This is a genomic window from Dactylosporangium sp. NPDC049525, from assembly GCF_040676755.1.
Classification (GTDB): Bacteria; Actinomycetota; Actinomycetes; order Mycobacteriales; family Micromonosporaceae; genus Dactylosporangium.
This window is the reverse complement of the sequence record NZ_JBFAPO010000010.1, coordinates 76,314-89,397: the sequence shown is the minus strand read 5'-3', so window position 1 is coordinate 89,397 and position 13,084 is coordinate 76,314. Positions and strand designations below refer to the sequence as shown.

The window sequence follows — 13,084 nt, the reverse complement described above, 5'->3', positions numbered from 1 at the left end:
TACGCTCCATGGGTCACTCGACTACCATGAGCGTCTTCCGGTGGAAGTAGACGATCTCCGATCGCCAGGGTGGGATGACGATACGTGTCGCAGCTCTCGCGGATTCTCAGTGAGCCGGCCTGGCAGGGACTCGGGGCAATCATCGCGCTGACCGGAATCCTGATGACACTGCGCTGGGACTTTCTCCGAAGCCGACGCCGGCCACCGCCCCCCGTCGAACAGCGCGCCGAATACTTCGACCTCACCGACGAGACCCAGGAGCGCGAATACTACAAGAAGCTCGCCGCCAGCATTCGCAACGCCAAGGAGACGGTCTACCGGGTCGGCCGCGGATTCCACCACGAACGCAATTCGCCCATCTATCGGGCGCTGCTGCAGGCGGAAGAGGCGGCACTGGTCAACAACGTCGAAATCGTGCGGATCCAGGTGGGGGGCGTCGTCGCGGCCAGCTGGGCGGAAGGCTACGCGCGGCTGCTGGAGAAGTACCCGGAGCAGTTCCGCATGGTCGCGGACTTCGAATACACCGGCCACAGCGACATCGCGGTCGTCGACCCCCGGGGCCGGAATCCCCTCGTGAACCTGCTGTTCGAGAGCCGGGAACCGGGCCGGTTCGGACCGGTCGGCCGCGCGAAGATCGGTTTCATCGTCCGGGACACCAACGCCGCCGGCGACCTGCACCACCTGCTCGTCGAGCAGGCCAGGAAATCGCAGGCGCTCACCCCGCAGGGCATTCGCGACCTGTCCCGGACCTATGTCTACTTCGGCTGGGGCGTGCACATGGCATCGCGGAAGATGGCGCAGGACGCTCCCGGATCACAGCGCCTCGGCGTGGCGATCCTGCGCCGCTGGGAGCGCAACATCACCGCGATGATCGACCGGCCCGCGGACCGCACGACCATCGTCGAGACCGGCGACGCGGACGACTGGTTTGACGGTGTCGCCTACGAGATGTCCTGGTGGGAGAAGGAGCGGCTGACCCGGCTGGAGCGCAGGGCCTACGAGGAGGTGCCGGTGACGATCGAGATCAACGGACGGCCCGTGGACGCCTTCACGTTCGTGCCGCTGCCGTCGGCCGCAAGCCGGCGGGAGCTGCAGAGCGGCAGCTGGATCGACCTCGTCAAGGAGGGCGCGCTCGAGAACGACATGGTCCGCCTCCTGACCGACCTGCGGCAGGCGGGCGTGCCGTTCGACCCGCCCCCACCGGCGCCACTCTGACGATTTCAGGGCGACCGGTCTCAGGACCAGGCGACCAGCGCGCCGTCGGCGGTGATGCCCAGGTAGCTGGCGAGGGTCAGGCGACGCCCGTCCAGACCCGGCCGGACCTGGTGGTAGTGCCGCGGGTCGAAGATCACCGCGTCGCCCGCCGTGGCCCGCACGCTCAGCGGCGCCGCGCCGAGCGGCAGGTCGGGCCAGCACGAGCCGACGCGGAACCGGTCGTCGCCCGGCACCCACCGGCGCGGCCAGATGTCCGTCTCGCCGCCCGAGGCCGGCATGCGCAGGTAGAGCACGAAGCTGAGCTGCACGATCGGGACGGGCACCACGAACCCGGGCGGGAACTCGATCGCCAGGTCGTCCCAGTGCGGCGGCGCCCCGTTGCTGTTGTCCCGCACGATGCCACGAAACAGCGGCCGGCCGTCGTGGTGCAACTGCCGCGCGGTTGCGCCCCACGCCTCGGCCAGCAGCCGGAAGCACTGCGCGCGGACATCGGGCTCGCAGCCCTCCCAGAAATCCTCGGCGTGCCGGGCCTCGTCCCAATACGTCTGCGTAATGCGCCGCTGCGGCAGATAATGGTTGAGAATGGGCCCGAGGTTGAAGGTCGGGACCTGATAGCGCGACAGATCGAAGGCGTTCAGCCGGTCCTTCTCCAGCCGGTCCACCACGTCGTCGCAGTCCTGCGCCGCAACCAGACCCTTGACGTGAACGGCGCCGATCTGCCGCGTGGCCAGCGCTATGAGAAGCTCCCGGTCGAGCCGGTCGGTGGTGCGCAACCCGAAGAAGCCGTCGGATTCGATCATCGCTGCGGCACCCGATCTTTCGCTCGAAAGAGGCGTTACCTTCGAGTCTAGGAGCAATGGCGGCGGCGTACGATTGCCAGCGGCACGCAGTAGCACTGTGTAGTGGCAGCACCGATGCCGTCGCGCCGCCTAAGGAGGCCTCTCGGTGGGTGAAGTTCGCACGATTCACCACTGTGACCTGCGGAGCATATTCACGGCACCGCAGGGAAAGGCCGAGGCAGTCGGACTCGAGGCCGAAGTCGGCCTGATCCATCGCAAAACGCGGCGTAACGCAACGTATCCACAGTCCCTGGCCTTCCTCGAAGACCTGGTCCGTCAATTCGACGTGACACCACAAATGGACGGCCCCTGCCTGGTCGGCGTCGGCCTGCCCGGCGGCGCCGCGCTCACCCTCGAAACCGGCGGCGCGCTGGAATATTCGTCGCCGCCGTTCGCCACGGTCGCCGAAGCCACCGCCGACGTCCAGTTCCGGCTGCAACAGGCCGCCGCAATAGCCGACCGGCACGGAATCGCACTGCTCACCGGCGGCATCACGCCGTTCACCGCCGCCGACGACATCGCCTGGAATCCCAAGACCCGCGTCGGCGTCATGCGCGAATACTTCCGCCGCCTCGGCCACGACGGCGCCGACGCCGACGAGGTCATGGGACTGATCCTCTCGACGCAGACCACGCTGGACTACACCGGCGTCGACGACCTGATGACCAAACTGCGGCTGCTGGTCCGGGCCGCACCGGTCGTCGCCGCGCTGTTCGTCGACTCACCGGTCGCCGCCGGCGAGCCCACCGGCGCACTGTCGCGCCGCATGCAGTACTGGCGCCGCTTCGACCCCCGCCGCTGCGGCGTCCTCGACGTCGCCTTCAACGCCGACGCGACCATCGACGACCTCGTCGACTGGGCCGCGCGCCTGCCGATGATCTATCGCCTGGTCGAGGGTTCGCACGTGGCCGCGCCGCAGGTCCCGTTCCGGGACGCGATCGAGCACGGCTTCGGTGACGGCACCTATCCGACGTTCGCCGACTGGGAGCTGCACCTCAACCAGGTGTGGCCGCACGTCCGGGTCCGCCGCACGCTGGAGGTCCGGCTGCCCGACGCGGCGCCGTGGCCGTGGCTCGGCTCCGGAGCCGCCCTGTGGACCGGCCTCGTCTACGACCCGGAGGCCCGCCGCGCGGCGAACCACCTGCTGTCCGACCTGTCCGCGGCCGACGTCGACCGGGCCAGCGTCGACGTGGCCGTCAAAGGGCTCAGCGCCATGATCGGTCCGCGCCTGGTCCAGGACGTGGCCCGGGAGCTGCTCAGGCTCGCCCGCCAGGGCCTGCAGGCCCGCATCGCCGCCGGCCTGGAGCCGGCCGCGACACTCGCCCTGCTGGCGCCGCTCGACGAGATCTGCGAGACGATGCTGACGTTCGCCGACCAGGCCCTCGACACGTGGCAGCGCGGCGAGGACGCGTTCCTGGACGCCTACAGCATCCCGTGCCCCTGACGACCCCTGTGCACTGAAGGCCCCGTGCGCTGACCGGCCGCGGCCGCCGTCCGGGCGGTCAGTAGGGCGCCGCCCCTGGGAGCGTGACGGTGACGGTCAGGCCGCCACCCTCGTGCGGGATGGCGACCACCTCACCGCCGTGCGCCCGGGCGATCGAGCGGACGATCGACAACCCGAGCCCGGAGCCCTTCGCGGTCACCAGCCGGTCCGCGCCCAGCCGCCGGAACGGCTCGAACAGCGCCGGCACGTCGTACGGCGCCACGACCGGCCCGCTGTTGCTCACCTCGACCACGACCCGGTCCGCCGGGACGGCCCGGGTGGCCACGCTGACCCATCCGGTGCCGTCGGTGCGGTTGTGCCGCACGCCGTTCTCCACGAGGTTGTGCACGAGGCGCTCCAGCAGCAGCGCGTCGCCGCTGGTCGGCGCGGCGGCGGTGGCCTCCTCGACGGTGACGCCCGCCTCGTCGGCGTCGGCCTTCGCCTGGGCCACCACGTGCGACACCACGTCGGCGAGGTCGACCGGCGTGCGCTCGGCGATCTCCTGGTCGGACCGGGCCAGCAGCAGCAGCCCGGAGATGAGCCGCTCGTGCCGGGCGTTGATCTGCAGCAGGCTCTCGCCGAGCTGGAGGACGTCCGGCGAGGCGGTCCTGCGGTGCATGGCCAGTTCGACCAGGGCCCGGTTCAGCGTCAGCGGCGTACGCAACTCATGGGAGGCGTTGGCGACGAACCGTCGCTGCCCGTCGAAGGCATGATCGAGCCGCTCGACCATCCGGTCGAACGTGTCGGCCAGCTCCTTCACCTCGTCGTCGGGCCCCCGCAGGTCGATGCGCTGATGGAGGCTGCGGTCGGTGGCCGGGGCGGCGGCGATGCGGCGCGCGGTCGCGGTCACCCGGTGCAGCGGGGCGAGGACCCGGCCGGCGACGGCCCAGCCGGAGACCCCGGCCACCGCCCCGACCAGGAGCAGCGCGATCGAACCCTGGGTGAGCAGCGACGTCGTCGCGGCGTCCTGCAGGTCCGCCTGCTGCCGCCGCATCCACTCCAGCGCCGCGTCACCGGTCAGGACGGTGTCGTTCTCCCGGATGACCATCTGCCGGTCCCGGCCCGGCGGCCCGTCGACCAGCTCCGCCGCCGAGTTGGCCAGCTGCTGGCGGAACAGCACGTAGGTGACGCCGAGCAGCGACATCCCGGCCAGGAAGAACAGGCCGGCATACACGAGGGTGAGCCGCAGGCGCAGCGTCGGACGTGGCCGCCTCATGCGATCCGGTACCCGACGCCGGGCGTGGTCTCGACCACGGGTGGATCGCCGAGCTTGCGGCGCAGCTTCAGGATCGTGAGGCGCACGGCGTTGGTGAACGGGTCCACGTGCTCGTCCCACACCTTCTCCAGCAGCTGCTCGGCGGAGACCACCGCCCCGTCGGCCCGCAGCAGCTCCGCCAGCACTGCGAACTCCTTCTTCGCCAGCAGGACGTACCGCCCGTCGCGGGTCACCTCACGGCGGGCCGGGTCCAGGGTGATCCCGGCGCGGCGCAGCACCGGCGGCGCGCCCGGACGGGACCGGCGGCCGAGCGCCAGGACCCGCGCGGCCAGCTCCTGGAACGCGAACGGTTTCGTCAGGTAGTCGTCGGCGCCGAGCGACAGCCCGGTCACCCGGTCACCGACCTCGGCCGCCGCGGTGAGCATGAGCACCCGGGCCTGCGACCCGCCGGCGAGCAGCTCGCGGCAGACGTCGTCGCCGTGCACGAGCGGGAGGTCCCGGTCCAGCACCACCACGTCGTAGTCGTTGACCCCGATGCGTTCCAGCGCGGCCGCGCCGTCGTTGGCGACATCGACCGCGTGGGTCTCCTCGCGCAACCACTCGGCGATCGCGTCCGCGAGCATCCGCTCGTCCTCCACCACCAGCACCCGCATCCGACCAATGCTGCCACCGGCCGTGTTTCCTCCGCGTTGGCTGCATTTCCTCCGCGTTGGCTTGCCTGCAAACGCGGAGGAAACGGGCCGCGGCGTTGCATAAGCACCCGACAGCGGCCGGCGCCGTGCCGGCGGTGCGAGAAGGAGATCCTGACATGCGACGACACCTGTACGGCGCGACGGCCGTGTTCGCCCTGGCGCTCGCCCTGACCGGCTGCGGCGGCGACGACACGGCGGGCACGCCGAAGGCCGGGCCGACGGCCACCGCGAGCCTGGACCGGCAGGCGAAGGGCGTGAAGTTCGCCCAGTGCATGCGGGAGAACGGCATCGACGTGCCCGACCCGGAGCCGGGCAAGCCGGCCCTCATGCAGTTCAAGAACGTCGACCAGGCGAAGGTGGAGAAGGCGATGGAGGCCTGCCGCGAGTGGGCGCCCGAGGGCATGACCGGCGGCAAGCAGGACCCGCAACAGGCCGAGCAGATGCGCAAGTTCGCCCAGTGCATGCGGGACAACGGCGTCGAGTCGTTCCCCGACCAGGAGGGCAACGGCATCCGCATCGACGCGAAGGTCGCCGAGGACCCGGACTTCAAGGCCGCCAACGAGAAGTGCACCAAGGAGTTCATGCCGGGGCTCGGCAAATGAGGTCCGCGAAGGTCGTGACGGCCCTCGCCGTGACGGCCGCCTGCGCGGCGGCGGCCGTCGCCGTGGCCGGTTCGCGCCGCGGCGGCACACCCGAGCGGACCGCCGGCGCGCTGCCGCCCGCCACCGCGCAGGTGACCCGGCAGACGCTGCGCGAGACGCTCGACGTGGACGGCGAGCTGGGCTACGGGCCGACGCTGACCGCGACCAGCCGCCGGGCCGGCACCGTGACCTGGCTGCCGGCCGGCGGCACCGTGGTCGGGCAGGGGCAGCCGCTGTTCCGCGTCGACGACGTGCCAGCGGTGCTCCTGCTCGGCTCGATGCCCGCCTACCGGGCGATGGCACCCGGCACCGAAGGGCCCGACGTCGCCCAGCTGGAGCAGAACCTGCGGGCACTGGGCTATCAGGGTTTCACGGTCGACGACGAGTACACCGACGCCACCGCCGACGCGGTGCAGCGCTGGCAGGAGAAGCTCGGCCTGCCCGAGACGGGCGTGGTCGAGCTCGGCCGGGTCGTGTTCGCCTCCGGGACCGTGCGCGTCGACTCGCTCGAGGCGGAGACCGGCCAGGCCGCCGCACCGGGACAGCGGCTGCTCACGTACACCGGGACCGCCACCATCGTCACCGTGGACCTGGACGTCGAGGACCGCGCGGTCGCGAAGGCGGGCAACGCCGTGTCGATCACGCTGCCCGACGGCAAACGGGTGCCCGGCAAGGTCACCGAGGTGACCACGGTCATCGAGCCCGGCGCCGGGCAGGACGCCGAGCCGACGACCCGCGTCGAGGCGCTGGTCGCCCCCGACGACCCCCGCGCCGCGGACGAGTTCGGGCAGGCGGCGGTCGACGTGACGTTCACCGCGTCGGAGCGCCGGGACGTGCTCACCGTCCCGGTCGCCGCGCTCGTGGCGCTCGACGAGGGCGGATTCGGCGTGGAGGTCGTCGACGGCGCGGCCACCCGGCACGTCCCGGTCACCACCGGCCTCTTCGCCGGCGGCCGCGTCGAGATCACCGGCGACGGGCTGGCCGAGGGCACGACCGTCGGGATGCCGGCATGATCGTGCTGTCCGGCGTGACGAAGGCGTACGGCGGCGGGGTCACCGCGCTGGACCGGGTCTCCATGCACATCGAGCGCGGTGAGCTGGCCGCGATCGTCGGGCCGTCGGGATCGGGCAAGTCGACGATGCTGAACATCATCGGCACCCTCGACCGCCCGACCTCCGGGACCGTCCGCATCGACGGGCACGACGTCGCCGCGCTGTCCGACAACCGGCTGTCGGCGCTGCGCGCGACCCGGATCGGATTCGTGTTCCAGCAGTTCCATCTCGCCGCCGCGACCAGCGCGCTCGACAACGTGGCCGACGGGCTGCTCTACGCCGGCCTGCGCCTCGGCGACCGGCGGCGCCGGGCGGCCGCCGCCCTGGAGCGGGTCGGGCTCGGGCACCGCATGCGGCACCGCCCGCATGAGCTGTCCGGCGGCGAACGGCAGCGGGTCGCCATCGCCCGGGCGGTGGCCGGCGACCCGCCGCTGCTGCTGGCCGACGAGCCGACGGGGGCGCTGGATTCCCAGTCCGGCGGCGGCATCATGGCGCTGCTGCGGGAGCTGCACGCCGCCGGTACCACCGTCGTGGTCATCACCCACGACCGGGAGATCGCGGCGAGCCTGCCGCGGCAGGTCCGGATGCGCGACGGCCGGATCGTGGACCCCGCGGGGGTGCCCGCATGACGGCACTCGCGCCGGCGCGGCTGGGGCCGCGCGACGTCCTGCGGGTCGGCGGCGTGGGGCTACGGACCCGTCCCATGCGGGCGTTCCTGTCGGCGCTGGGCATCGCGATCGGCATCGCGGCGATGGTGTCCGTGGTCGGCATCTCGTCCTCGTCCGGCGCGGAGCTGGACCGGACCCTGTCGGCGCTGGGCACCAACCTGCTCACCGTCGCACCGGGCCGCACGATCCTGGGCGACGACGCGCAGCTGCCGCTGGACGCCGAGGCGATGATCGGCCGGATGGACGGGATCGGTGCGGTGTCGGCGATCGGGCGGGTAGGCGAGGACGCCAAGGTGTACCGGTCCGAACGGATCCCGCAGGTGCAGACCAACGGCATCGTCGCCTACGCGGCGCGCACCGACCTGCTCGGCACGGTGGGCGCGACGGTCCACAGTGGAGCGTGGCTGAACGCGGCGACGGAGCGATTCCCGGCGGTCGTGCTGGGCTCCCGCACCGCCCAGCGGCTCGGCATCGGCGCGGCCGGGCCGGACACCCAGGTGGTCGTCGGCGGGGTCCGGTGCACCGTCGTCGGCGTCCTGGACCCGGTGCCGCTCGCCGAGGAGCTCGACGCGGCGGTGCTGGTCGGGTGGCCCGCCGCGGCGCGGTGGCTCGGCTTCGACGGGCACCCGACCACGGTCTACACCAGGCCGGACGAGGCCGCATTGGCGTCGGTACGCGGGCGCCTGGCCGCCACCGCCAACCCTTCGGCTCCCAACGAGGTCGACGTGTCGCGGCCGTCCGACGCCCTCGCCGCCAAGCAGGCCACCAGCCAGGCGTTCGCCGGGCTGCTGCTCGGCGTCGGCGCGGTCGCCCTGCTCGTCGGCGGGGTCGGGGTGGCCAACACGATGGTCATCTCGGTCCTGGAACGCCGCTCGGAGGTCGGCCTGCGCCGGGCGCTCGGCGCGACCAGGGGGCAGATCCGCACCCAGTTCCTCGCCGAGTCGCTGCTGCTGTCCGCGCTCGGCGGGGCCGGCGGGGTGCTGCTCGGCGCCGCGGTGACGGCCGGCTACGCGGCATACAAGGCGTGGCCGGTCGTGGTGCCGCCCTGGGCACCGGCGGGCGGGCTGGCCGCGACCCTCGCCATCGGTGCGGTGGCCGGCCTGTACCCGGCGGTGAAGGCGGCCCGCCTGTCCCCCACGGAGGCGCTGCAGACCCCGTGAACGGCGGTGTCCGCCAGCATGTGGGACGGCAGGCTACCATCCTCGTCGGGTAGTGACGACCATCGAAGGGAGACGCCCGGTGCCGCAGACCGGACTGGACGAGGCGCTCGAGGAGCACCTGTCGGCGTTGCAGCGCAAGGACCTCGACGCCTACGCGGCGACGCTCGCCGACGAGGTGGTGCTGATCCTGCCCGACGGCAGCGTCCTGGACGGCAAGCCGGCGGTCGTCGAACTGCACCGGGAGATGTTCGCCGACGACAGCTGGACGCAGGAGCGCACCGTCCGCCGGGTGCTGCGGGCCGGTGACACCGGCTGGGTGCTCATCGAGTACCGCTTCGTCGTCGTGGACACCGAAGGTCAGGTCGTGTCGGACCGCCGGGCGTATTTCACGCTGACCTACGCGCTCGTCGACGGCCGGTGGCTGGTCATCGCCGACCAGAACACGAGACTGCCGTGACGGCACCACTGCCGGAGCCGCTGCCGGACCTCGACGGTGAGGTCGGCGGGATCGAGTCGCTGGTGGTCGACGGCCGCCGCTGGTATTTCGGCTTCTCCTACAGCTCCGACCTGGTGCTGACGCCCCTGATCGCGGACGCCGCCCAGATGGCCGAGTTCGCCGCCAGGCACATGGCGCAGACCGACGGCAGCCACGACGCGGCGTACTGGCTCGAACTGGTCGAGGACTCGGTGGCGGACTCCGGGCTCACCGACCAGCCCGAGCACCGGGTGATCGACACCGCGGCGCTGGCGCGGGAGCCGGCCGTGTCCTACCACCTGCGGTACGTGCTGGACGCCGCGGCGGGCTGGCAGGCGGACACGGTGTACGACGAACCTGAGGTCGTCGCCGCGTTCGGCACGATCGGGGTGCCGCCCAGCCGGCACGACGGCGACGGCATGGACCAGGTGGTGAACGCCCTGGGCGGCACCGGCCCGGCCCGGGCGGCGGCACAGCTGATCCTGCGGCGCTACCTGGCCGAGAAGCTGGACACGATCCCCGGCAACTGGCCCGAGGTGTTCGCCGCCCTGCGCCCGTGACGGCGGCGGCGCCCGCAGGCGCCGCCGCCGCACGCCGGGTCAGAGGTTGGACTTCGGCAGGCCGGGCGGGTTCAGCTGCGAGGTCTGCACCGCCTCGGTGTCCAGGTTGTAGGCGGCGAGCCACTGCTTGTACTGGCCGTTCTGGATCAGGTAGTTGATCGCGTCGGCCAGCACCTTGGCCAGCTGGTTGTCCTTCTTCGTGGTGGCCGCGATCAGGCCCTGCAGGGACTCACCGGCACCGGAGTAGACGCCGGCGTTGCGGACCGCGTCGGCGCTGCCCTGGGTCCGGCTGATCTGGAAGGCGATGCCGGGGTTCGGACCGAAGTAGGCGTCGATCTGCCCGGCGACGATCGCCTTGAACGTGGTGGGCGTGTCGGCGAAGTACTTGATCTCCAGAGTCTTGCCCTCGGCCTTCAGCTTGTCCTGCCACGCGACCAGGATCTTCTCCTGGTTGGTGCCGGCGCCGACGGCGACCTTGAGCCCGGCGAGGTTCTTGTAGTTCTTGTCGAAGTTCCAGGCGTTGCCGGCCTTCACGGCGAAGCCCAGGTTGTCCTGGCGGTACGAGGCGAAGTCGTACTTCTCCTTGCGCTGCTCGGTGTCGGTGATGTTCGAGAAGCCGACCTCGTTCTTGCCGGAGTCGATGCCGACGAACAGGTTGTCCCAGGTGTCGTTGTTGATCTCGGGTTTGAGGCCGAGCACCGCGGCGACGAGGCGGCCGAGGTCGGGCTCCGCGCCGGTGAAGGTCTTGTCGTCGTCACCGACGAACGCGAGCGGCGGGAAGCCGGTCGGCAGCGCGCCGAGGCCGATGGTGAGCTTGCCGTCGGCCTTGATCGCGGCGGGGACCTGATCGGCGAGGCTCTGCTGCTTCTCGACCTTGATCTCGGTCGGCTTGCCGATGCCGTTGGCCTGGGCGCCGATGGTCACCGTGCCGGCACTGGACGGGCTTTCGGCCTTCGCCTCGTCGTCACTGCCGCAGGCGGAGAGTCCCGCGGCGAGCACGACGGCGAGTGCTGCGGCCGAGAACGCCCGGCCGGTTGGTCTGACGGTGGTCATCTTTCTCCTTCAATGGTGGCCCGGGCGGCGCGTGGCCATCCGGGGGTCGTCGCGAACGGAAGCTTCACAGCACCTTGGAGAGGAACTCCTGGGTGCGGGCCTGTTGCGGGGCGTTGAGCACCTGGGACGGCGGCCCCTGCTCGACGATCACGCCCTCGTCGATGAACACCACGGTGTCGGCGACCTCGCGGGCGAAGCCGATCTCGTGGGTGACGATCACCAGGGTCGTGCCGGTGGCGGCGAGCTGCCGGATCACCGCGAGCACCTCCCCGACCAGTTCGGGGTCGAGCGCGGACGTCGGCTCGTCGAACAGCAGCAGGGTCGGCTCCAGCGCCAGCGCGCGGGCGATCGCGACGCGCTGCTGCTGGCCGCCGGAGAGCTGGCGTGGGTACGCGTCGCCGCGGTCACCGAGGCCGACCTTCGCGAGCAGTTCGACGGCCCGCTCGTGCGCGCCGGCCCTGTCGAGCCGCTTGTGTGCGATCAGCGGCTCCGCGACGTTGTCCCGTGCGGTGAGGTTGGGGAAGAGGTTGAAGCTCTGCGCCACGAAGCCGATGCGGGTCCGCTGCCGGCGCACGGAGCGCTGGGGCAGCTCGTGCAGGTGCGCGCCGCGGACCTCGACGCCGATCAGCTCGCCGTGCACGGCCACGTAGCCGAGGTCGGGCCGCTCCAGGTGGTTGATGGTGCGCAGCAGCGTGGACTTGCCCGAGCCGGACGGGCCGAGGATCGCCACGACGTCGCCGGGGTTGACAGTCAGGTCGACGCCGTTGAGCACCTCGCGGGTCCCGAACGACTTGTGCACGTTGCGGATCTCCAGCGCCGCGGCGGCGTTGAGTGTCGCCGTCATCTACAACCCCCTCCGGGTCAGGCGGACGCCGGCGAGCCGGGCCCACGAGTCGACGGTGAAGCGCCGCAGCCGCTGGACCGGCGTGGGCGGCAGCGCGCGGGCGTTGCCCCGGGCGTAGAACCGCTCGACGTAGAACTGCACGACCGACAGCACCGCGGTGATGACCAGGTACCAGGCGGCGCCGACGATCAGGATCGGCACCAGCGACTCGGGGTGCCGCGACTCCAGCACGAACACCGCGCCGAACAGGTCAAGCAGCGAGACGTAGTAGACCAGCGAGCTGGCCTTGACCAGGCCGACGAGCTGGTTGCCGTACGCGGGCACGATCGAGCGCAGCGCCTGCGGCAGGATGACCCGCCGCAGCTGCCGGGCCTTGGACAGGCCGAGCGCGTTGGCGGCCTCGATCTGGCCGGCCTCGACCGACAGGATGCCGCCGCGGATCACCTCGGCCGCGTACGCCGCCTCGTTGAGGCTCAGCGCGATGACACCGATGACCAGCGGCGTGAGGCTGCTGGTCTGCACCTCGGCGAAGACCGGCCCCCACGGGACGCCGACGCCGAGCCGCGGGTAGAAGTACGAGAAGTTGAAGGTGATGATCAGCAGCAGCGGCAACGGCAGCGCGCGGAAGAACCACACGTACGCCCACGAAAGGCCGTTGATCAGCGGGTTCGTCGACAACCGGCCGAGCGCGACGATCACGCCGAGGAGCAGCCCGACCACCGCGCTCAGCGCGACGACCTTCAGCGTGACCACGACGCCGTCGAGGATCGACTCCCGGGTGAAGTACGCCCAGAACTTGTGCCACTCGTAGTGGGAGTTGGTGAAGATGCCGGAGACGAACTGGGCGAGCACCACCAGCACGGCGGTGCTGACGATCCAGCGCCACGGCCGCAGCCGCGGTGTGACCCGCCGCTGCGCCACCTGCGGGTCGAAGCGGGTGACGGCGGCGCTGGCCGGCGGACTGCCGAGTGGCGGTGCCAGGGTTACGGGCTCGCTCATGCGCGTGCTCCATCGGGGATGACGACACTGCCCACGCCACCGGGCGCGAGCAGTGAGCCGTGCGGGATGTGGGACGGGGCTGCGCGCTGTCGCCGGGGGAGGTCGGTCGTCCCTCCGCCGGCACAGGTGCCTGCAACCTCAGTGCGCTTGCGAGGCGGATGCCGTTGCGAGCACTCGCCTACTGGAA

The 13,084-nt window shown here is 71.6% G+C and carries 14 protein-coding genes; 8 read left to right on the top strand and 6 right to left on the bottom strand.

The genetic code is table 11. From position 1 onward, the window contains the following. Positions 1 to 84 precede the first annotated feature (84 nt). Positions 85 to 1,215, top strand: a complete 1,131-nt coding sequence (locus AB0K00_RS17415; protein WP_363521847.1) for a hypothetical protein — start codon at positions 85 to 87, stop codon at positions 1,213 to 1,215. A gap of 20 nt (positions 1,216 to 1,235) precedes the next feature. Here AB0K00_RS17415 and AB0K00_RS17410 read toward each other — a convergent pair whose 3' ends face one another. Beyond that, positions 1,236 to 2,111, bottom strand: a complete 876-nt coding sequence (locus AB0K00_RS17410) for a 2OG-Fe(II) oxygenase (RefSeq protein WP_363521845.1) — start codon at positions 2,109 to 2,111, stop codon at positions 1,236 to 1,238. A gap of 241 nt (positions 2,112 to 2,352) precedes the next feature. Between AB0K00_RS17410 and AB0K00_RS17405 the strand changes: the two genes are divergently transcribed. Beyond that, entirely contained in the window at positions 2,353 to 3,498 is a 1,146-nt protein-coding gene (locus tag AB0K00_RS17405; protein WP_363521843.1) for a glutamate-cysteine ligase family protein, read from the top strand. A gap of 58 nt (positions 3,499 to 3,556) precedes the next feature. On the opposite strand, the gene AB0K00_RS17400 is transcribed toward AB0K00_RS17405, so the two are convergent. Together AB0K00_RS17400 and AB0K00_RS17395 are read right to left on the bottom strand one after the other, a co-directional pair. After that, positions 3,557 to 4,753: a HAMP domain-containing sensor histidine kinase gene (locus AB0K00_RS17400; protein WP_363521841.1), complete on the bottom strand. Its 1,197-nt coding sequence runs from the start codon at positions 4,751 to 4,753 to the stop codon at positions 3,557 to 3,559. Further along, positions 4,750 to 5,406: a response regulator transcription factor gene (locus tag AB0K00_RS17395; RefSeq protein WP_363521838.1), complete on the bottom strand. Its 657-nt coding sequence runs from the start codon at positions 5,404 to 5,406 to the stop codon at positions 4,750 to 4,752. Before AB0K00_RS17395 ends, AB0K00_RS17400 begins: the two co-directional genes overlap by 4 nt. 155 nt (positions 5,407 to 5,561) lie before the next feature. On the opposite strand from AB0K00_RS17395, the gene AB0K00_RS17390 reads away from it, so the two are divergent. From AB0K00_RS17390 to AB0K00_RS17365, 6 genes are all read left to right on the top strand, one after another. Further along, positions 5,562 to 6,047 carry a hypothetical protein gene (locus AB0K00_RS17390; RefSeq protein WP_363521836.1) on the top strand — a complete coding sequence of 162 codons (486 nt, stop codon included), beginning with the start codon at positions 5,562 to 5,564 and terminating at the stop codon, positions 6,045 to 6,047. Then, the gene (locus tag AB0K00_RS17385) at positions 6,044 to 7,099 is read left to right on the top strand and encodes a peptidoglycan-binding protein (protein ID WP_363521833.1); all 1,056 of its coding nucleotides are present in this window, start codon (positions 6,044 to 6,046) and stop codon (positions 7,097 to 7,099) included. Before AB0K00_RS17390 ends, AB0K00_RS17385 begins: the two co-directional genes overlap by 4 nt. Further along, complete coding sequence (locus tag AB0K00_RS17380; protein WP_363521830.1) at positions 7,096 to 7,767, top strand: ABC transporter ATP-binding protein; 672 nt, start codon at positions 7,096 to 7,098, stop codon at positions 7,765 to 7,767. Before AB0K00_RS17385 ends, AB0K00_RS17380 begins: the two co-directional genes overlap by 4 nt. After that, complete coding sequence (locus AB0K00_RS17375) at positions 7,764 to 8,966, top strand: ABC transporter permease (RefSeq protein ID WP_363521827.1); 1,203 nt, start codon at positions 7,764 to 7,766, stop codon at positions 8,964 to 8,966. Before AB0K00_RS17380 ends, AB0K00_RS17375 begins: the two co-directional genes overlap by 4 nt. A gap of 79 nt (positions 8,967 to 9,045) precedes the next feature. Further along, positions 9,046 to 9,423 carry a nuclear transport factor 2 family protein gene (locus AB0K00_RS17370; protein ID WP_363521824.1) on the top strand — a complete coding sequence of 126 codons (378 nt, stop codon included), beginning with the start codon at positions 9,046 to 9,048 and terminating at the stop codon, positions 9,421 to 9,423. Further along, complete coding sequence (locus tag AB0K00_RS17365) at positions 9,420 to 10,001, top strand: hypothetical protein (RefSeq protein ID WP_363521822.1); 582 nt, start codon at positions 9,420 to 9,422, stop codon at positions 9,999 to 10,001. Before AB0K00_RS17370 ends, AB0K00_RS17365 begins: the two co-directional genes overlap by 4 nt. Before the next feature lie 39 nt (positions 10,002 to 10,040). Here AB0K00_RS17365 and AB0K00_RS17360 read toward each other — a convergent pair whose 3' ends face one another. The 3 genes from AB0K00_RS17360 to AB0K00_RS17350 form a co-directional block, all read right to left on the bottom strand. After that, entirely contained in the window at positions 10,041 to 11,054 is a 1,014-nt protein-coding gene (locus AB0K00_RS17360; protein WP_363521819.1) for a transporter substrate-binding domain-containing protein, read from the bottom strand. 64 nt (positions 11,055 to 11,118) lie between these two features. Next, positions 11,119 to 11,898, bottom strand: a complete 780-nt coding sequence (locus AB0K00_RS17355; protein ID WP_363521816.1) for an amino acid ABC transporter ATP-binding protein — start codon at positions 11,896 to 11,898, stop codon at positions 11,119 to 11,121. Next, complete coding sequence (locus AB0K00_RS17350) at positions 11,899 to 12,897, bottom strand: amino acid ABC transporter permease (RefSeq protein ID WP_363521814.1); 999 nt, start codon at positions 12,895 to 12,897, stop codon at positions 11,899 to 11,901. Between the last annotated feature and the right edge of the window lie 187 nt (positions 12,898 to 13,084).

Coding starts and splice junctions, on each gene's coding strand:
- AB0K00_RS17350 (WP_363521814.1), bottom strand. CDS start 12,897: ATGAGCGAGCCCGTAACCCTGGCACCGCCACTCGGCAGTCCGCCGGCC.
- AB0K00_RS17395 (WP_363521838.1), bottom strand. CDS start 5,406: ATGCGGGTGCTGGTGGTGGAGGACGAGCGGATGCTCGCGGACGCGATC.
- AB0K00_RS17380 (WP_363521830.1), top strand. CDS start 7,096: ATGATCGTGCTGTCCGGCGTGACGAAGGCGTACGGCGGCGGGGTCACC.
- AB0K00_RS17405 (WP_363521843.1), top strand. CDS start 2,353: ATGGACGGCCCCTGCCTGGTCGGCGTCGGCCTGCCCGGCGGCGCCGCG.
- AB0K00_RS17390 (WP_363521836.1), top strand. CDS start 5,562: ATGCGACGACACCTGTACGGCGCGACGGCCGTGTTCGCCCTGGCGCTC.
- AB0K00_RS17400 (WP_363521841.1), bottom strand. CDS start 4,753: ATGAGGCGGCCACGTCCGACGCTGCGCCTGCGGCTCACCCTCGTGTAT.
- AB0K00_RS17385 (WP_363521833.1), top strand. CDS start 6,044: ATGAGGTCCGCGAAGGTCGTGACGGCCCTCGCCGTGACGGCCGCCTGC.
- AB0K00_RS17360 (WP_363521819.1), bottom strand. CDS start 11,054: ATGACCACCGTCAGACCAACCGGCCGGGCGTTCTCGGCCGCAGCACTC.
- AB0K00_RS17355 (WP_363521816.1), bottom strand. CDS start 11,898: ATGACGGCGACACTCAACGCCGCCGCGGCGCTGGAGATCCGCAACGTG.
- AB0K00_RS17375 (WP_363521827.1), top strand. CDS start 7,764: ATGACGGCACTCGCGCCGGCGCGGCTGGGGCCGCGCGACGTCCTGCGG.